Here is a 17,989-nt window from a genome sequence, read left to right as displayed (position 1 = left end):
CACCCACCCGGAAGCGCGGGAGATCGTGTTCGACTTTCTTGAAGGTTACGACGTCCTAGGGGCGTTCTGGACGACGGTGCAGCTCACCGTCATCTCCGCGGTCGGCTCCCTGATCTGGGGCACCCTGCTGGCCGCCATGCGGGTCAGCCCGGTCCCGCTCATGCGTGGGTTCGGCACGGCCTATGTGAACATCGTCCGCAACATTCCCCTGACCGTCATCATCGTCTTCACCTCGCTGGGCCTCGCCGACATCTTCGGCGTGACGATGGGTTCCGACCGCTTCGACGTCCAGGGATTCCGGCTGGCGGTGCTCGGTTTCGTCGCTTACACCGCAGCCTTCGTCTGCGAGGCGATTCGTTCCGGCATCAACACCGTGCCGCTCGGACAGGCCGAGGCGGCCCGCGCCATCGGGCTGAGCTTCAGCCAGACGCTCCGGCTGATCGTCCTGCCGCAGGCATTCCGTTCGGTCATCGGCCCGCTGGCCAACGTACTGATCGCCCTGACCAAGAACACGACCGTGGCGGCGGCCATCGGCGTGGCAGAGGCTGCCCTCCTGATGAAGGAAATGATCGAGAACGAGGCTCAGACGCTCGCCATTGGCGCGATCTTCGCCTTCGGCTTCGTGGTACTGACCCTGCCCACCGGCCTCTTCCTCGGCTGGCTGAGCAAGCGACTGGCGGTGAAGCGATGAGCTCCGTTCTCTACGACACGCCGGGCCCCCGCGCCAAGCGGCGCAATGTGCTCATCTCGGTGGTCTTCCTCGCCCTGCTCGCCCTGCTCGTGTGGTTCGTCTGGGACACCATGGACGGAAAGGGGCAGCTGGAGTGGGCCCTGTGGAAGCCGTTCACCGAGTCCGAGGCGTGGACGACGTATCTGCTGCCCGGTCTCGCCAACACACTGAAGGCCGCGGCTCTGGCCATGGTGATCGCCCTTCCGCTGGGCGCGCTCTTCGGCATCGCACGGCTCTCCGACCACGTGTGGGTGCGGCTTCCGGCCGCCTGGGTGGTCGAGTTCTTCCGGGCGATCCCGGTCCTGCTGCTGATGCTGTTCGCCAACGAGTTCTACGACCGCTGGACGAACGTCAGCAGTGAGCAGCGGCCCCTCTACGCGGTCGTCACCGGCCTGGTGCTCTACAACGCCTCCGTCCTCGCCGAGGTCGTCAGGGCCGGCATCCTCGCCCTGCCCAAGGGGCAGACGGAGGCCGCCAAGGCGGTCGGCCTGCGCAAGGGCCAGACGATGACCAGTATCCTGCTGCCGCAGGCCGTCACCGCCATGCTGCCGGCCATCGTCAGCCAGCTCGTGGTCATCGTGAAGGACACCGCGCTGGGCGGCGTGATGATCGGGTTCACCGAGCTGCTCAACTCGCGTGCGACCCTTGCGGCCTTCTACGCCAACGTCATCCCCAGCTTCATCGTGGTGGCGGTCATCTACATCGTGCTGAACTTCATCCTCACCAGCTTCGCGAGCTGGCTGGAGAAGCGGCTGCGGCGCAGCAAGAGGAGCACGGGGGCCGTGCTCAGCGCCGAGGACATGGAGGAGCTGAACCCGGCGGCGACGGGTGGCAGCTACGGGACCGGTGCTGCGGTCTGACCACTGGTCACATCGCTTTGGCTGGGAGGGCAGTGGCATGATCGCCACTGCCCTCCGTCACTTGACGCAAGCACCGGCAATGGGTTGCATACGTTCTGTGATCGTGCACCCTGCTCCAACTTTCTGTTCACTCGCGTTCCTGGGAACACCGCTGCGGGCAGGGGGCGCCGCGCCATGGACCCGGTGATCATCGTCGGAGCGGGGCCCGTCGGGCTCACGCTCGCCCTGGCTCTGGCCCGTCAGGACGTGCCGTGCGTCGTCCTCGACGAAGGACCCGGCAAGGACGAACCCCGTCTCGCACGCACCGTCGTCCTGCGCGAGGACACCACCGCGCTCATGGAACGCCTGACGGGCGTACCGCTCGGCGAGGTCGGCACCCACTGGGCCGGATGGCGGTCCATGCGGCGCAAGCAGGTGATGCGCGAGGTCACGTTCGACGACACCGACGAAGCGCCCGAGAACCTCACCAACCCCGCCCCCCTGCACATTGCCCAGCACGTCCTGACCGGCGCCCTGCGCACGGCTCTCGCCGGCGAACCGCTGGTCAAGGTCGCCGTGGACAGCCGCCTGGACGCCCTCGAGCAGGAGTCATCGGGCGTCACCGTCCACACGCGCGGGCCGAAGGGCACCTGGTGGCACGGCAGTTACGCGGTCGGCTGCGACGGCCCGCGCTCCACCGTGCGCAAACTCATGGACATCCGCTTCCCGGGCCGTACGGCAGTTGAGCGACACGCCGTGGCCGCGCTGCGCGCGGAACTTCCGTGGGAGGGTCGGGCGTTGCTCCATCGGATGCCGCCGTGGCGGGCGTCCGGCCCCTCGGGCGGGGAGGTCACCGGACGGCCGCTCCCGGAGGGGGTGTGGCGTCTGGACTGGCTGCTGCCGCCGGGCAAGGACCTGGTCACGCCGGAACTGCTGGTCACTCACGTCCGCGAGACGCTCGCCGGCTGGTCGGACGACGGGTCGACACCGCCGTACGAACTCCTCGACACCGGAGTGCACACGGTCCACCACCGCCTGGCGCGCCGCTGGCGCGTGGGCCGCGTCTTCATCGCCGGGGACGCGGCGCACTGCCTCGGCACGCTGGGCACGCACGGGCTCGACGAGGGACTGCGGGACGCCGACAACCTCGCCTGGAAGCTGGCGTCGGCCTGGCACCACCGGCCGCACGAGGCGCTGCTCGACAGCTACCAGGCCGAGCGGCGCGCGGTCGTCGCCGCCCGGCTGCGCGCCGCCGACCAGGCACTGCCGCTGCTGCGCGCGGGCGGAGGGCTCCGGTCGTACGTCCCCGGCTCCGCCCGGGGCCATGACGCGCTGCTGATGGACGGCCACCTGGGGCAGGGAGTGATCGGCGCGCCGGGGACGTACGCCGACTCACCGCTCGCGCCCGGGAACCTGGAGGGCGAGGTCCCCGTGGACACACCGCGTGGGGCGCCGGTCATCGATGTGCAGGTCACCGCGGAGGACGGCTCACTCGTACGGCTGCGGGACCGGCTCGGGCGCGGCGCGCTGCTGGTGCTGCTGATCGCGCCGGGCACGGGTGTGTGGGACCGCAAGCACTGGGCGACCGCCGGAGTCATGCCCCGACTGGCGGCCGCGGTGACGGCGCTGCCGTGTCCGGCCGAGCTGCTGGTCGCGGAGAGCTATCCGGGGGCGGCCGCGCACTCGGTCCTGTTGGTGCGGCCCGACGGTCATCTGGTGACGGCATTCAGCGGAGTGCGGCCGGCCGATCTGTACTCGGCGGCCGAGGTCGTGCTGGGTGGGCCGGTCAAGGCGGCGGAGGAAGCGGGGACGGCGGCCGGATCGCGCTGACGCCGCCCGCTGCCCGCCGTATGCCACACGCCGCACGCCGCCAGAAGTGGTCTGCACTTGATCAACGAGTGCTGCCGCCCGAAACCGGATCTCACCTGGAAAGGGCACTCACCGTCACTGTGCGGTCCGCGTAGTGACAGTGAGTTGACCGGTCCGCACCGGCATGGTGTACTCCGGATCGTGACCGACACCTGTGTGCGCCTGTGGCGGAGGGTCCATATGGACCTCGTCCGCTATGCGGGCTGCGTGTGTCGCCCGTCCTGCTGAACTCGCATCCCTCACTTCTTTCGCGCGCCGCGCCCTTCGCCGACGCCCGCGCGCACTCTTCGCGAACTCTCTTCAGGACGGTGCCCGTGTCTGTCTCCCCTGCCGCCGCTACCGCGTCCGAGCCGGTCGCCACGCCGAACTCCGCTCCCACGCAGGCGGACCTACTCGCCTTCGTACGGCGCGCGGCCGCCGACGCCGAACTCGTCGCCTCCCTCCCGCTCGATCCCGAGGGCCGTACCTGGGTACGCCTCGAAGGCCCGGGCGGCAGCGAGGCCTGGCTGATCGGCTGGCCGCCCGGCACGGGCACCGGCTGGCACGACCACGCCGAGTCCGTCGGGGCCTTCGTGACCGCGGCCGGCGAGCTCAGGGAGCACTCCCTCGCCGTCCGGCTGCCCGCCGACGGCTGGAAGACGCTGGAACTGACGGACGACGTGGACCGTTCACGCCGTCTGCCGGCCGGCAAGGGCCGCTCCTTCGGCCGCCACCATGTGCACGAGGTTCTCAACGAGTCGACGGACCGGCATGCGATCTCCGTCCACGCCTACTACCCGCCCCTGCCCCAGATCCGCCGCTTCAGCCGCAGCGGACCGGTCCTGCGCCTGGAGCAGGTGGAGCGCCCGGAGGACTGGCAGTGAGCGGGGCGGGGAACGAAGCTGTGGTGCGTGATGTGGGTGATGTGGACGAACGGCCGGTCGGCATAGACGAGTTGCTGGAGCGGGTACGCGCGGGCTACGAGCGGATGGCGCCCCGGGCGGCGTACGAGGCTGCCCAGGGCGGCGAGGCCCTGCTGGTCGACATCCGGTACGCCGCCCTGCGCGAGCGGGACGGCCTGATCCCCGGCGCCCTCGTCGTCGAGCGCAACGAACTGGAGTGGCGGCTCGACCCACAGGGCAGCCATCGCGCACCCGAGGCGACGAGCCACGGCCTTCGAGTCGTGGTGATCTGCAACGAGGGTTACGCATCGAGCCTGGCGGCCGAGTCGCTACGACGGCTGGGGCTGCACCGGGCCACCGATCTGGTCGGCGGGTTCCAGGCTTGGCGGGCGGAGGGGTTGCCGGTGACGCCCGGGGTGGGGGCCGAAGCCTAGAGACGGGTGCCCGGGCCCAGGGGCTGTCCGAGGGCACGCTCCGAGGTCAGTGAAGTTCAGTGAAGTGGGGACCGTATTCGATCGATCCGGCGATCTTCCCCTACGCCGATCCCGGCCCCGAACGCGATGGGCGCCCCCGCGCGTCCACCGTGTCCGGGCCGGAACCCGGCACTCGGCACCCGGAATCCCGCGATCGCTCGGCCCGCGGCGCCGGCCCCGAAGGCCAGAGCCCCCCGCCCACTCCGCCTTCCCGGACTCCACCACCGACCGGCATCAGAACCCCTCATCCCCGAGGAACTCCGTGTCCTCGCCCTCTTCCTCCAGTGCCTGCCGGACCACCCGCAGGGCCATGCCCTCGGGGTAGCCCTTGCGGGCGAGCATGCCCGCGAGGCGGCGCAGGCGCTTGTCGCGGTCGAGGCCGCGCGTGGAGCGGAGCTTGCGGGCGACGAGTTCGCGTGCGGTCGCCTCCTCCTGCTCGGAGTCGAGCTGGGCGACGGCCGCGTCGATCAGCGTGGAGTCGACGCCCTTGGTGTGCAGTTCCCGGGCGAGGGCGCGTCGGGCCAGCCCTCGGCCGTGGTGTCGGGACTCCACCCAGGCGTCCGCGAACGCGCTGTCGTTGATGAGGCCAACCTCCTCGAACCTCGACAGCACCTCCTCGGCGGCGTCGTCCGGGATCTCCCGCTTGCGCAGGGCGTCCGCGAGTTGCTTACGGGTGCGCGGGGTCCCGGTGAGCAGGCGCAGACAGATCGCCCGCGCCTGCTCCACCGGGTCCGCTGGGGGCGTCCTCTCCTCGGCCCTCGACGAGGAAGAGGCGCCTCCGTCCTCACCGGACGGCTCCGCACGGCCGCGCCCGCGTGAGCCGTCCGTGTCGTACGGCGCGTACGGCGCCCTGTCGTCGTTCCCCCTGTCCGCGTCATGGGCCGTGTCCCCTCCATGGGCGTGACCGCCCATCCTGGAGGAATCCCCGCCGCCGCTTCTCCCCCGCTCCCGTGGAGCGTCCGGATAGGCGGTGTACTCGGCCCAGTCCGTTCGCCGTGTCATGGATCAGCTCTTGGCAGTCGCGGCCTTGGCCTTGGCTCCCTTGCCCGCGGCCGGCGTGGGCACCGTCTTCGCGGCGCCGTCCGGGGTGGCGGTGACCGCGGCGTCCGCACCCGGTTCGGCGGCCGGCTCCTCCGGCCGTACGCCGACGCCCAGCTTCTCCTTGATCTTCTTCTCGATCTCGTTGGCCAGGTCGGGGTTGTCCTTCAGGAAGTTGCGCGCGTTCTCCTTGCCCTGGCCGAGCTGGTCGCCCTCGTACGTGTACCAGGCGCCCGCCTTGCGGACGAAGCCGTGCTCCACGCCCATGTCGATCAGACCGCCCTCGCGGCTGATGCCCTGGCCGTAGAGGATGTCGAACTCGGCCTGCTTGAAGGGCGGCGCGACCTTGTTCTTGACGACCTTGCAGCGGGTGCGGTTGCCGACCGCCTCCGTGCCGTCCTTCAGGGTCTCGATGCGGCGGATGTCGATACGCACCGAGGCGTAGAACTTCAGCGCCCGGCCACCGGTCGTGGTCTCCGGCGAGCCGAACATCACGCCGATCTTCTCGCGGAGCTGGTTGATGAAGATCGCGGTGGTCTTGGACTGGTTGAGCGCGCTGGTGATCTTCCGCAGCGCCTGGCTCATCAGACGGGCCTGCAGACCGACGTGGCTGTCGCCCATCTCGCCCTCGATCTCCGCGCGCGGGACGAGCGCGGCGACGGAGTCGATGACGATGAGGTCGAGGGCGCCGGAGCGGACCAGCATGTCCACGATCTCCAGGGCCTGCTCGCCGTTGTCCGGCTGGGAGAGGATCAGGTTGTCGATGTCGACGCCGAGCTTCTTCGCGTACTCGGGGTCGAGGGCGTGCTCAGCGTCCACGAAGGCGACCTGGCCGCCGGCCTTCTGGGCGTTGGCCACGGCGTGCAGGGTCAGTGTGGTCTTGCCGGAGGACTCCGGTCCGTAGATCTCGACGACGCGGCCGCGCGGCAGGCCGCCGACGCCGAGGGCGACGTCGAGCGCGGTCGACCCGGTCGGGATGACCTCGATGGGCTCCTTCGACCGCTCGCCCATGCGCATGACCGCGCCCTTGCCGAATTGCCGTTCAATCTGTGCGAGCGCGGCATCGAGGGCCTTCTCGCGGTCGGTTCCTGCCATGGGTTCCACCCGGTTTGCTTGAGTCGATCGCTTCACGTCAAAGACGCTAGCGCCTGCCACTGACAATGCGCCCCGACGCCCGTCCGGCCTGTGGATAACTCGGGCACTTCTCCATCGAAACCGTGGCGAAATGCCTACCGAGCGCCCCGCCGGCACCTCCATCAGAATGGATGTTCGATTTTCGTGTCAAGCGCACCACGCGACACCAGCGGTCGATCAACGCCTGCACGAGCGCGTCCAACAGCATCTGATCGGGGCGGGCCGATCGACGTCGCGCGCTCCGCACCGCCCAGAGCCCAACCGGTCCCAGGAGGAGCCGAGCCCGTCGAACGACCCGAGACGGGGACCCCGTCCATCGATCCACGACCGCTCATGCCGCTCCTATCGGGTTCCGATGTCCCTCAGGACGCGCTCACTCGGAGCCCTCCCCGGAGCCCGCCGCCTCCGGCAGAGGCTGCTGCCCCGGCCGGCGTATCCAAAGCTCACGCGCGCGTGAGAACAGGTTGCGTCCCGTTCCCCGCTCGCGATGTCCATGGACGCGAGGGTCGTCCGTGACGTCGTAGCGCTTGACGTAGGCCCCCAGGAACGCCTGCAATGTGGCGACCGCCGGGATGGCGATCAGCGCGCCCACCGCGCCGAGGAGGGCCGTGCCGGCGATGACCGAGCCGAAGGCGACCGCGGGGTGGATGTCGACGGTTTTGGCCGTCAGCTTGGGCTGCAGCATGTAGTTCTCGAACTGCTGGTAGATCACGACGAAGATCAGCACCCACAGCGCGTACCAGGGATCGACCGTGAACGCGATCAGCATCGGCAGGGCGCCCGCGAGGTATGTGCCGATGGTGGGGATGAACTGCGACACGAGGCCGACCCACACGGCGAGCACGGGCGCGTACGGCACGTCCAGGTTCTCCAGCAGGATGTAGTGCGCGATGCCGGAGATGAGCGCCATCAGACCGCGTGAGTACAGATAGCCGCCGGTCTTGTTGACGGCGATCTCCCAGGCCCGCAGCACCTCGGCCTGCCGGTTGGGCGGCAGTACGGAGCACAGGGTGCGGCGCAGTCGGGGGCCGTCCGCGGCGAAGTAGAACGAGAACAGCGTGATCGTCAGCAACTGGAAGAGCCCGCCGAGGACCTGGGCGGACACGTCCAGGACGCCGGTGGCACTGTTCTGCACGTAGTTGCGCAGCCAGTCGGACCGCAGCAGACCCTCCTGGACGTCCACGCGCCGCAGCTCGGTGTGGAAGTGCGCGTTGATCCAGTTGATGACGGAGTCGAGATAGTCGGGGAAGTCCTCGACGATCTTGATGATCTGGCCCGCGAGCATGGACCCCAGCAGGGTCACGAACCCGGCCGACGCGATGATCACGCCGAGGAAGACGAAGGCGGTGGCCAGTCCCCGGCGCAGGCCGCGCGAGGCCATCCAACTCACCGCGGGCTCGATCGCGAGGGCCAGGAAGAACGCGATGAGGATGTTGATCAGCAGCCCGGTGAGCTGGTGGAACGCCCAACTGCCGAGCTGGAAGACACCGACGAGCGCCAGCGCGAGCAACATGGCGCGCGGCAGCCAGCGCGGCATGCGGGCGTGCGATCCGGCGCCGCCCGTGCCCGGAGGCGGGTCGGGCGGCGTCGTGCCGAACGGGGATCCTTGCCGGGGCAGCCCGGTCTCGTCGTCAGTGCGCGCCACGGAGCAAGTCTCGCCCACGCCGCTGACAATCGGCTGCGGTCCTGCGATCTTCGTGACCTATCAGCGCTTCTCCCCCGGAACGTTCATGACAGCACAGACCACACGCCATACGTCCTTGGCGTCCCAGCCGGCTTCCAGTGCCTCGTGCACCGTACGCCCGCCGAGCTCCGCCATCACATGGTCGCGCGCGAAGGTGTCGGCGTACCCCGGACCGAAGTGGTCCGCCATCCGCTGCCAGAAGACCGTCAACCGCATGCGCCCAGTATCCCGCCCCTGAGAGTGGGCCTGTGCCGGGACCGCTTGTCGAGACCGCTTTCCGCCCTACGGTCTGACGCATGCCCGAAACAGGAGCTTCGCCACTCCCCCCTCCGTCCCTGTCGCAGTCCCCGCTCTTCCGTGCCGAGCAGTTCGTCTGGCTCACCGCGCGCGTGCTGGAGCAGCGCCTCTTCGCGTACCACTTCCTGAACGGCGCCGCCGACCCGGTGGAGACCGCGCTGGACGCCTACCGCAACGAGGACGGCGGGTACGGCCACGCGCTGGAGCCGGATCTGCGCGGCCCGGTCAGCCGGCCGCTGCACGCCGGTCACGCACTGCGTGTCCTGGACGCCATCGGGCGCTGCGGCGGACAGCGCGTGGACCGCGTGTGCCGCTATCTGACGTCGGTGTCGACGCCGGACGGCGCTCTTCCGGTGACCCACGGCGGCCGGGACGGCTATCCCACGGCCCCCTTCATTCCGCTCGTCGAGGACCCGCCCAGCTCACTCCTGGCCACCGGGCCGGTGGTCGGCCTACTGCATCGCAACGAGGTGTGGCACGCCTGGCTGTTCCGGGCCACGGACTTCTGCTGGCAGACGGTCGAGTCGCTGGAGAAGTCCCATCCCCATGAGATCGAGGCCGCCGTGGCCTTCCTGGACTCCGTTCCGGACCGCCCGCGCGCGGAGGCGGCCGCCGACCGGCTGGGCCGCCTGGTGCGCGACCAGCGCCTGGCGGTGTTGGAGCCGGACGACCTCGACGCGTATCCGGTCTCCCCCGGCTGCGCCCCAGCCGAGCACCACTTCCCGCACGACTACGCGCGAACGCCGCATTCCCTCGCGCGCGCGTGGTTCACCGACGACGAGATGAGCCGCTCTCTGGACCACCTGGCCGGCGAGCAGCAGGAGGACGGCGGCTGGCCGGTCCGCCGGCGCCAGTGGGCGCCGAGCGTCCCCCTGGAGGCCCGCCCCATGGTGACCATCCAGGCCCTGCACACCCTGAGGGCGTACGGCCGCCACATCGGCTGACCCGCCTCACCCGCCCATGGCCCGCACCCCCGCCGTCACCACCACGGCCGCCGCGACGACGAGCAGAAACGGAGCCCGCAGGACAAGCGCCAAGGCAGCCGCGGCGACCCCGGCCGCCCTCGCGTCCAGGACCAGCGCCTGCCCGTCGCCGAACGTCTGCTGAGCCGTCAGAGCGGCGAGCAGCGCGACGGGCAGCAACGCGGCGAGACGCCGTACGAGAGGCCTCTCCAGAGCACCCGCGGGTATGAGCAGCCCGACAAGCTTGACGGCGTAGCAGCCGACGACCGTGAGGCCGATGGCGATCCAGGTACTCATCGCACGCTCCCCCGCACACGTCGCCCCTGCGCCCAGAGCACGACAGGCGCCGCCAGGGCGGCCACCAGCACGGGAACCCCGGCAGGCAGCACGGGCAACAACCCGAGTCCCAGAACCACGGCCAGCCCGGCGACGGCACGCTCGGTGGCGGACTTCACCATTGGCGCGAGCAGGGCAAGGAACACGGCGGGCCCAGCGGCGTCGAGCCCCCAGGCGTCGGTGTCACCGATGGCCTCGGCCCCCAGCGCGCCCAGCAGCGTCGTGAGATTCCACAGCACATACAGACTCAGGCCCGTCGCCGCGAACCCGATCCGCGCACCGCGCCGGGTGGGCTGCGCCAACGCGACGGCAGCCGTCTCGTCGATCACCCACTGCGCGGCGAACGGCCGCACCGCGCGCGTGAGACGCAGCACCTCGGAAAGCCGCAGCCCGTAGAAGGCGTTGCGCGCCCCCAGGAAGAAGGCCCCCGCAGCCGCGGTGAACGGACTGCCGCCGGCGGCAAGCGCCCCCACCAGCGCGAACTGCGACGCGCCCGTGAAGACCAGCAGGCTGAGCAGGCAGGTCTGCACGAGTGTGAGCCCACTGCCCGCCGACGTCACCCCGAAGGCGAACCCGGACAGCCCGACGGCGACGCCGACCCCCAGGGCGTCCCGCACCACGGCGGCATCAGGTTTGTCCCCGTCCACACCGGGGTCTGCGAGAATTCTCTGTTCTGCCACGCCCGAGACGCTAGGCAACACCGCTACGGCGGGTCTTGTACGTTCTTGCGCTCCCGCTGATAGGCGCCCGGCGGCACGCCCACGATCCGCGTGAAGTGCCGATTCAGATGCGGCTGATCGGTGAACCCCACGGTCACGGCCGCCTCGGCCGGCGAGACCCCCGTGTCCAGCAACCGCCGAGCCCGCCGTACGCGCGCATCGGTGAGCCAGGCGTGCGGCGGCATCCCGTATACGTCCCGAAAGGCCCGCAACAAGGCGAACGGGCTCGCGCCGAGATCGGCAGCCAGCTTCTCCAGACTCGGCGGCGCGGCCATCCGCCCTTCGAGCACCTCACGCGCGCGTGCCGCCACCCGAGCCCCCGCGGTCCGCACCTCCCGCTGTGGCAGCGCCCCGCCGTTCAACCGCAGCAGCCGTGTCACGGCGACCCGGAGCAACGTGTCGGCGGCCAGCGCATTGCCCTCGTCAGCCGCCCGCAGCACCTGATGCACCAACCCCACCGCGTACGCGTCGTCAAGCACCGGCCGGACAAATCCCGGCGTCCCCCGAAGCGTCGTGGTCTCGGCCGCGATCTCGCCCACCAGCTCCGGCGACGGATAGACGGCCCCGTACCGCCACCCCTCGGGAACCCCCGCCCGCCCCGTGTGCGCCGTGTCCGGATTGACCAGCGCGAGAGCCCCGGCCCCCGCGTACACATCGGTCCCTCGGTGGTGGAAGACCTCCGCACCGTCGGCGATGGCTGCGATCACGAAGTGTTCGTGGGTGTGCCGCACAAACGTCTTCCGTATGTACCGCGCCCGCAGCAGATCGACACCGGGCAGGTCGGCATACCGCCAGTGCCGCGCCCGCTCGCCTGAACCCGCCATGGATCCATTGTCGGCCAGTGCGGGCATGCCCTCACAGGCGGGTAGCCGCGGTGCCGGGGCCGTCCGCAGGCCGCAGCCCGGGCATCCCGGCCCGACCGGCAGCACGTTTCCCCAGCTCAGCCGCATTGTCAGTCCCCGGGTGCAGGATGGACGCATGGTCAGCAACCCGCACCGAGCCCTAGCCGGCTTCTCCCCCGCGACCCGAGGCTGGTTCACGGGCGCCTTCTCCGCGCCCACCGCAGCCCAGGCCGGCGCGTGGCAAGCCATCCAAGAGGGCTCGGACGTGCTGGTCGTAGCCCCCACCGGTTCCGGCAAGACTCTCGCCGCGTTTCTCGCCGCCCTGGACCAGCTCGCCTCCACACCCCCGCCGGCCGACCCCAAGAAGCGCTGCCGTGTCCTCTACGTCTCCCCGCTCAAGGCCCTCGCCGTGGACGTGGAGCGCAACCTGCGCAGCCCGCTGACCGGCATCCGCCAGGAATCCGTTCGCATGGGCCTGCAGGAGCCCGAGGTGAAGGTCGGCATCCGCTCGGGCGACACCCCCGCAGCAGAGCGCCGGGCCCTGTCCACACGCCCCCCGGACATCCTCATCACCACCCCCGAGTCGCTCTTCCTGATGCTGACGTCGGCCACCCGCGAGGCCCTGACCGGCATCGAGACGGTGATCCTGGACGAGGTCCACGCGGTCGCGGGCACCAAGCGCGGCGCCCACCTCGCCCTCACCCTGGAGCGCCTGGACGAACTCCTTGCGAAGCCGGCCCGCCGCATCGGCCTGTCCGCGACCGTCCGCCCGGTCGACGAGATCGCCCGCTATCTCTCGCCCCGCCGCAAGGTGGAGATCGTCCAGCCGAAGACGGGCAAGGAGTTCGACCTCTCCGTCGTGGTCCCCGTGGAAGACCTCGGCGAGCTCGGTGGCTCCCCGGTGGCCGACGGTTCCGAAGGCGCGGAACGCCCCTCGATCTGGCCGCATGTCGAGGAGCGGATCACCGACCTCGTCCAGTCCCATCGCTCCACCATCGTCTTCGCCAACTCCCGCCGTCTCGCGGAACGCTTGTGCAACCGCCTCAACGAGATCGCCTACGAGCGGGCCACCGGCGAAACCCTCGACGAACACCACGCCCCGGCCGAACTCATGGGCGGCTCCGGCGCGGCCCAGGGCGCACCCCCGGTCATCGCCCGCGCCCACCACGGCTCGGTGTCCAAGGAACAGCGCGCCCTGGTCGAGGAGGACCTCAAGGCCGGCCGCCTCCCCGCGGTCGTAGCCACCTCCAGCCTCGAGCTGGGCATCGACATGGGAGCGGTGGACCTGGTGGTCCAGGTCGAGTCACCCCCTTCCGTGGCCTCCGGCCTCCAGCGCGTGGGCCGTGCGGGCCACCAGGTGGGCGCCGTCTCCACCGGCGTGGTCTTCCCGAAGTACCGCGGCGATCTGGTCCAGGCGGCAGTGGTCACCGAGCGCATGCGCACCGGAGCCATCGAGTCCCTCAGGGTCCCCGCCAACCCCCTGGACGTCCTGGCCCAGCAGCTCGTCGCGATGACGGCGATGGACACCTGGCAGTTCGACGACCTCCTCACCACCGTCCGCCGAGCCGCCCCCTTCGCCTCCCTCCCCGAGTCCGCCTTCACCGCGGTCCTCGACATGCTCGCCGGCCGCTACCCGTCGGACGCCTTCGCCGAGCTGCGCCCGCGCGTGGTCTGGGACCGAGTCGCCGGCACCATCACCGGCCGCCCCGGCGCCCAGCGCCTCGCCGTCACCTCCGGCGGCACCATCCCCGACCGCGGTCTCTTCGGGGTCTTCCTCGCCGGATCGGATCCCAAGAAGGGCGGCGGCAGGGTCGGCGAGCTCGACGAGGAGATGGTCTACGAGTCCCGCGTCGGCGACGTCTTCACGCTCGGCACCAGCTCCTGGCGCATCGAGGACATCACGCGCGACCGGGTCCTGGTCTCCCCGGCTCCGGGCGTACCCGGCCGCCTGCCGTTCTGGAAGGGCGACCAGTTGGGCCGCCCGCTCGAACTGGGCCGCGCGGTGGGCGCGTTCCTGCGCGAGGTCGGCTCGCTGCCCAGGGACGACGCCCGCCTGCGCCTCGTCACCGCCGGCCTGGACGCCTGGGCAGCCGACAACGTCCTGTCGTACCTGGACGAGCAGCGCGAGGCCTGTGGCCATGTCCCGGACGACCGCACGATCGTCGTGGAGCGCTTCCGCGACGAGCTCGGCGACTGGCGAGTCGTCGTGCACTCCCCCTTCGGCGCCCAGGTCCACGCCCCCTGGGCCCTCGCCCTCGGCGCGAAGCTGTCCGAGCGGTACGGCATGGACGCGCAGGTCATGCACGCCGACGACGGCATCGTGCTGCGCCTGCCGGACGCCGACCTCATGGGCCTGGACCTGCTGGACCAGGAGCCGCGGAAGGCCGGCACGGAGTACGACGCCGACCAGGCGCCCGTCGGAGCGGCGGACGTCGTCTTCGACAAGGGCGACGTCGACCAGCTCGTCACCGACCAGGTCGGCGGCTCGGCCCTGTTCGCGTCCCGCTTCCGCGAGTGCGCCGCCCGCGCGCTGCTGCTGCCGCGCCGCAACCCGGGCAAGCGCACCCCGCTGTGGCAGCAGCGCCAGCGCGCCGCCCAACTGCTCGAGGTGGCCAGCGAGTTCGGTTCGTTCCCGATCGTCCTGGAGGCGGTCCGCGAGTGCCTCCAGGACGTCTTCGACGTGCCGGGACTGACCGAGCTCATGGGCGACCTGGAGTCGCGCAGGGTGCGCCTCGTCGAGGTCACCACCCCCGAGCCGTCCCCCTTCGCGCGTTCCCTCCTCTTCGGCTACGTCGCCCAGTTCCTGTACGAGGGAGACTCGCCGCTCGCCGAGCGCCGCGCCGCCGCGCTGTCGCTGGACTCCCGGCTGCTGGCCGAGCTGCTCGGCCAGGCGGAGCTGCGCGAGCTGCTCGACGCCGAGGTTCTGACCGAGCTCGAACGAGAACTCCAATGGCTCACCGAGGATCGCCGCGTCAAGGACATCGAGGGCGTCGCGGACGTCCTGCGCCTCCTCGGCCCGCTCACGGACGCCGAGCTGGTCGAGCGGGGCGCCGAAGCGCACTGGTCCCAGGAGCTGACCGCCGCCCGCCGCGCCATCAAGGTCCGCATCGCCGGCACCGACCACTGGGCGGCGATCGAGGACGCGGGCCGCCTGCGCGACGCACTCGGCACGGCCCTGCCGGTCGGCGTGCCCGAAGCCTTCACCGAACCGGTCAAGGACCCGCTCGGCGACCTCCTCGCCCGCTACGCCCGCACCCGCGGCCCGTTCACGTCGGCCACGGCAGCGGCCCGCTTCGGCCTGGGCGTGGCGATCACGGACGGTGCCCTCCAGAGGCTGGCGGCGAGCGGGCGGGTCGTACAGGGCGAGTTCCACCCGGCCGGCATCGGCCAGGAGTGGTGCGACGCGGCGGTCCTGCGCCGCCTGCGCCGCCGCTCCCTCGCCGCACTGCGGCACGAGCTGGAGCCGGTGCCACCGGCCGCGCTCGCCCAGTTCCTGCCGCAGTGGCAGCACATCGGCAAGGGTCATGGACTGCGCGGCATCGACGGACTGGTGCGTGCCATCGAGCAGTTGCAGGGCGCGTCCGTGCCCGCGTCCGCGCTGGAGAAGCTGGTCCTGCCCTCCCGCGTCGCCAACTACACTCCCGCGATGCTGGACGAACTCACCTCGGCCGGAGAGGTCGTCTGGGCCGGGGCGGGCTCGCTCCCCGGCAAGGACGGCTGGGTGTCCCTCTATATGGCGGACGCTGCCCCTCTGCTCCTGCCGCAGCCCCATCCGCTGGAGCCGACGGCGCTGCACCAGTCCGTTCTGGACGCCCTGTCCGGTGGCTACGGCCTGTTCTTCCGCCAGATCGCCGACCAGGTCCGCGCCACCACCCACCCCGACGCCACCGACCCGCAACTCGCCGACGCGCTCTGGGAGCTGGCCTGGTCGGGCCGCCTCACGAACGACACGCTGGCCCCCATGCGCTCCCTGCTCGGCTCGGGCCGCACCGCCGGTTCCACGGCCCACCGCGCCAAGCGCACCATCCCCCGAGGACGCTACGGCTCCCTCACAGCCGCCGCCCGCCCCGCCTCCCGCACCGGGCCGCCGACCGTCGCCGGCCGCTGGTCGCTGCTCCCGGCCCACGAACCCGACCCCACCGTCCGCGCCCACGCCCTCGCCCGTACGCTCCTGGACCGCCATGGCGTGGTGACCCGGGGAGCGGTCGCCGCGGAGGGCGTCGAGGGCGGCTTCTCGGCGACGTACCGCATCCTGTCCGCCTTCGAGGAGAGCGGCCAGGCGCGGCGCGGCTATGTGGTCGAGGGCCTCGGCGCCGCCCAGTTCGCGATGGACGGCGCGGTCGACCGCCTCCGCGCGGTGTCCAACGCCCGCGACCGAGGCGACGGCCTGCCCGGCCTGGGCACCCACGGCACACCCGAGGACTTCGCCACACCCGGCGCCCGCGGCATGTCCGAAGACTCCGGCACACCCGGCACCCACGGCACGCCCGAAGGCTCCGGCACACGCGACGCCTTCGACACGTCCGAAGACTTCGGCACCCCCGACAGCGCCACCGAGACGCATGACAACCCGAACGCCACCCCCGACCCATACGGCCTTCCCGACAGCTCCCCCACCACGCACGACACCTCGAACGCCGCCCCGACCTACGACATCCCCGACCTCGACCACGACTTCCTGGACGCCCACCTCGGCCCGAGCGAATGGGTATCCCCCCTCGATCTCGCCCCCCAGGACGACCACCGCACCCCACCGGGCAACCGCCGCCCCAACGGCGGCGCACCCTACGGCCCCAGCCCCAGCCCCCGCCCCGGCTCCGCCCCCCACCGCACCCGCCCGGCACCCGACACCCGAGCCGTCGTCCTCGCCGCCGCCGACCCGGCGAACGCGTACGGCGCCGCCCTGGCCTGGCCCGAGCCTCCCGCCGGCGCCGGTCACAAGCCCGGCCGCAAGGCAGGCTCCCTCGTGGTCCTGGTCGACGGCGAGCTGACCCTCTACATGGAGCGCGGCGGCAAGACCCTGCTGGCCTGGCCCTCGGCCCCGGACACGGAGCCCGCCGACGACCCCCGCCTGCACGCGGCGGCGGAAGCGCTCGCCGCGGCCGCCCGCGCAGGCTCCCTCGGCACGGTCACGGTGGAACGCGTGAACGGCGCCCAGGCACTCACGTCCCCCATGGGCACCCTCCTGGAAGGAGCGGGCTTCATCGCGACCCCCAGAGGCCTACGCCTACGCGCCTGAGCCACCCCACACCCCACCCACACCCCACCGTCCCTCACGCATCCCCGTCCCGTGCCACCCTTGACCCATGCCCGAAGGAGACACGGTCTGGCAGACCGCGAAGCGGCTCCACACCGCCCTCGCGGGAAGGACGCTGACCCGCACCGACTTCCGGGTCCCCAAGTACGCCACGGTCGACCTCACGGGCCGTACCGTCCTGGACGTCACCCCGCGCGGCAAACACCTCCTCACCCGTATCGAAGGCGGCCTCACCCTCCACTCGCACCTCGGCATGGAGGGCTCCTGGAAGGTGTACGCCGACCAGCAGCGCTGGACCGGCGGCCCCGCCCACCAGATCCGCGTGATCCTCGCAGCCGCCCCGGACACCGAGGCTCCCGACGCCCGTCCCGCCCGCACAGCCGTCGGCTACCGCCTCCCCGTCCTCGACCTGCTGCGCACCACCGAGGAACACAACACGGTCGGCCACCTCGGCCCCGACCTGCTGGGCCCCGACTGGGACCCCGACCGCGCCCTCGCCAACCTCCTCACCGACCCGGCCCGCCCGATCGGCGAGGCCCTGCTGGACCAGCGCAACCTCGCCGGCATCGGCAATGTCTACAAGAGCGAGCTCTGCTTCCTGCTCCGCGTCACCCCCTGGCTCCCCATCGGCGCACTCCCCGCCGAGCACACCGCGCAACTGCCCGTACTGGCCAAGAAGCTCCTGGAAGCCAACCGCGACCGCCCGGTCCGCAGTACGACGGGCCGCCGCGGCCAGGACCTCTTCGTGTACGGCCGCGCCCGCCGCCCCTGCCTGCGCTGCACCACCCCGATCCGCGCGGCCGACCAGGGCGACGGCTCCCGCGAGCGCCCCACCTACTGGTGCCCGGCCTGCCAGGCGGGCCCGGCCCCGAGCACAGCTCCCGGCGCCGCCTCACACCGCAGAGCCCAGCACCGTACGACTAATTGA

At 71.5% G+C, this 17,989-nt stretch carries 15 protein-coding genes and 1 pseudogene; 9 read left to right on the top strand and 7 right to left on the bottom strand.

Features of this window, described 5'->3' with window-relative positions; translation table 11 throughout:
* Positions 1-25: 25 nt before the first annotated feature.
* The 6 genes from ACP4J3_RS41050 (at position 26) to ACP4J3_RS41025 (ending at position 4,753) form a co-directional block, all read left to right on the top strand.
* Positions 26-691: an amino acid ABC transporter permease gene (locus tag ACP4J3_RS41050; RefSeq protein WP_426541660.1), complete on the top strand. Its 666-nt coding sequence runs from the start codon at positions 26-28 to the stop codon at positions 689-691.
* Positions 688-1,590 carry an amino acid ABC transporter permease gene (locus ACP4J3_RS41045; protein WP_426541658.1) on the top strand — a complete coding sequence of 301 codons (903 nt, stop codon included), beginning with the start codon at positions 688-690 and terminating at the stop codon, positions 1,588-1,590. The genes ACP4J3_RS41050 and ACP4J3_RS41045 overlap by 4 nt, the downstream gene beginning before the upstream one ends.
* A 174-nt stretch (positions 1,591-1,764) precedes the next feature.
* Positions 1,765-3,399, top strand: a complete 1,635-nt coding sequence (locus ACP4J3_RS41040) for an FAD-dependent monooxygenase (RefSeq protein WP_426541656.1) — start codon at positions 1,765-1,767, stop codon at positions 3,397-3,399.
* Between the two features lie 219 nt (positions 3,400-3,618).
* A complete protein-coding gene (locus tag ACP4J3_RS41035; RefSeq protein WP_309506048.1) occupies positions 3,619-3,666 on the top strand; it encodes a hypothetical protein in 48 nt (15 codons plus the stop codon).
* An 86-nt stretch (positions 3,667-3,752) separates the two neighbouring features.
* A complete protein-coding gene (locus ACP4J3_RS41030; RefSeq protein ID WP_426541654.1) occupies positions 3,753-4,301 on the top strand; it encodes a cysteine dioxygenase in 549 nt (182 codons plus the stop codon).
* A 32-nt stretch (positions 4,302-4,333) separates the two neighbouring features.
* Positions 4,334-4,753 carry a rhodanese-like domain-containing protein gene (locus tag ACP4J3_RS41025; RefSeq protein ID WP_426541652.1) on the top strand — a complete coding sequence of 140 codons (420 nt, stop codon included), beginning with the start codon at positions 4,334-4,336 and terminating at the stop codon, positions 4,751-4,753.
* 273 nt (positions 4,754-5,026) lie between these two features.
* Here ACP4J3_RS41025 and recX read toward each other — a convergent pair whose 3' ends face one another.
* The 4 genes from recX to ACP4J3_RS41005 form a co-directional block, all read right to left on the bottom strand.
* On the bottom strand, positions 5,027-5,794 hold the full coding sequence (gene recX / locus ACP4J3_RS41020; protein WP_426541650.1) for a recombination regulator RecX: 768 nt from the start codon (positions 5,792-5,794) through the stop codon (positions 5,027-5,029).
* A gap of 3 nt (positions 5,795-5,797) precedes the next feature.
* The gene (gene recA / locus ACP4J3_RS41015; RefSeq protein ID WP_426541648.1) at positions 5,798-6,925 is read right to left on the bottom strand and encodes a recombinase RecA; all 1,128 of its coding nucleotides are present in this window, start codon (positions 6,923-6,925) and stop codon (positions 5,798-5,800) included.
* 412 nt (positions 6,926-7,337) lie between these two features.
* Positions 7,338-8,609: an AI-2E family transporter gene (locus ACP4J3_RS41010; RefSeq protein ID WP_426541646.1), complete on the bottom strand. Its 1,272-nt coding sequence runs from the start codon at positions 8,607-8,609 to the stop codon at positions 7,338-7,340.
* A gap of 60 nt (positions 8,610-8,669) precedes the next feature.
* Complete coding sequence (locus ACP4J3_RS41005) at positions 8,670-8,864, bottom strand: DUF3046 domain-containing protein (protein ID WP_426541644.1); 195 nt, start codon at positions 8,862-8,864, stop codon at positions 8,670-8,672.
* 80 nt (positions 8,865-8,944) lie between these two features.
* On the opposite strand from ACP4J3_RS41005, the gene ACP4J3_RS41000 reads away from it, so the two are divergent.
* The gene (locus ACP4J3_RS41000) at positions 8,945-9,889 is read left to right on the top strand and encodes a hypothetical protein (RefSeq protein WP_426541642.1); all 945 of its coding nucleotides are present in this window, start codon (positions 8,945-8,947) and stop codon (positions 9,887-9,889) included.
* A gap of 6 nt (positions 9,890-9,895) precedes the next feature.
* Here the strand turns inward: ACP4J3_RS41000 and ACP4J3_RS40995 are convergent, their stop codons facing one another.
* The 3 genes and pseudogenes from ACP4J3_RS40995 to ACP4J3_RS40985 all read right to left on the bottom strand — a co-directional run.
* The gene (locus ACP4J3_RS40995; RefSeq protein WP_426541640.1) at positions 9,896-10,204 is read right to left on the bottom strand and encodes an AzlD domain-containing protein; all 309 of its coding nucleotides are present in this window, start codon (positions 10,202-10,204) and stop codon (positions 9,896-9,898) included.
* Positions 10,201-10,923: an AzlC family ABC transporter permease gene (locus ACP4J3_RS40990; protein ID WP_426541638.1), complete on the bottom strand. Its 723-nt coding sequence runs from the start codon at positions 10,921-10,923 to the stop codon at positions 10,201-10,203. The genes ACP4J3_RS40995 and ACP4J3_RS40990 overlap by 4 nt, the downstream gene beginning before the upstream one ends.
* A gap of 26 nt (positions 10,924-10,949) precedes the next feature.
* Positions 10,950-11,786 (bottom strand): annotated as a pseudogene (locus ACP4J3_RS40985) (AraC family transcriptional regulator); the annotation flags it as partial.
* A 154-nt stretch (positions 11,787-11,940) separates the two neighbouring features.
* On the opposite strand from ACP4J3_RS40985, the gene ACP4J3_RS40980 reads away from it, so the two are divergent.
* Complete coding sequence (locus tag ACP4J3_RS40980) at positions 11,941-17,043, top strand: ATP-dependent helicase (protein WP_426541636.1); 5,103 nt, start codon at positions 11,941-11,943, stop codon at positions 17,041-17,043.
* A gap of 67 nt (positions 17,044-17,110) precedes the next feature.
* The gene (locus ACP4J3_RS40975; RefSeq protein ID WP_426541634.1) at positions 17,111-17,989 is read left to right on the top strand and encodes an Fpg/Nei family DNA glycosylase; all 879 of its coding nucleotides are present in this window, start codon (positions 17,111-17,113) and stop codon (positions 17,987-17,989) included.

The sequence above is a fragment of the Streptomyces sp. UG1 genome, assembly GCF_049974585.1.
In the GTDB taxonomy this organism is placed as follows: Bacteria; Actinomycetota; Actinomycetes; order Streptomycetales; family Streptomycetaceae; genus Streptomyces.
This window is presented reverse-complemented; position numbering and strand designations above follow the sequence as displayed.

Coding starts and splice junctions, on each gene's coding strand:
- ACP4J3_RS41045 (WP_426541658.1), top strand. CDS start 688: ATGAGCTCCGTTCTCTACGACACGCCGGGCCCCCGCGCCAAGCGGCGC.
- ACP4J3_RS41040 (WP_426541656.1), top strand. CDS start 1,765: ATGGACCCGGTGATCATCGTCGGAGCGGGGCCCGTCGGGCTCACGCTC.
- recX (WP_426541650.1), bottom strand. CDS start 5,794: ATGACACGGCGAACGGACTGGGCCGAGTACACCGCCTATCCGGACGCT.
- recA (WP_426541648.1), bottom strand. CDS start 6,925: ATGGCAGGAACCGACCGCGAGAAGGCCCTCGATGCCGCGCTCGCACAG.
- ACP4J3_RS41005 (WP_426541644.1), bottom strand. CDS start 8,864: ATGCGGTTGACGGTCTTCTGGCAGCGGATGGCGGACCACTTCGGTCCG.
- ACP4J3_RS41000 (WP_426541642.1), top strand. CDS start 8,945: ATGCCCGAAACAGGAGCTTCGCCACTCCCCCCTCCGTCCCTGTCGCAG.
- ACP4J3_RS40995 (WP_426541640.1), bottom strand. CDS start 10,204: ATGAGTACCTGGATCGCCATCGGCCTCACGGTCGTCGGCTGCTACGCC.
- ACP4J3_RS40980 (WP_426541636.1), top strand. CDS start 11,941: ATGGTCAGCAACCCGCACCGAGCCCTAGCCGGCTTCTCCCCCGCGACC.
- ACP4J3_RS40975 (WP_426541634.1), top strand. CDS start 17,111: ATGCCCGAAGGAGACACGGTCTGGCAGACCGCGAAGCGGCTCCACACC.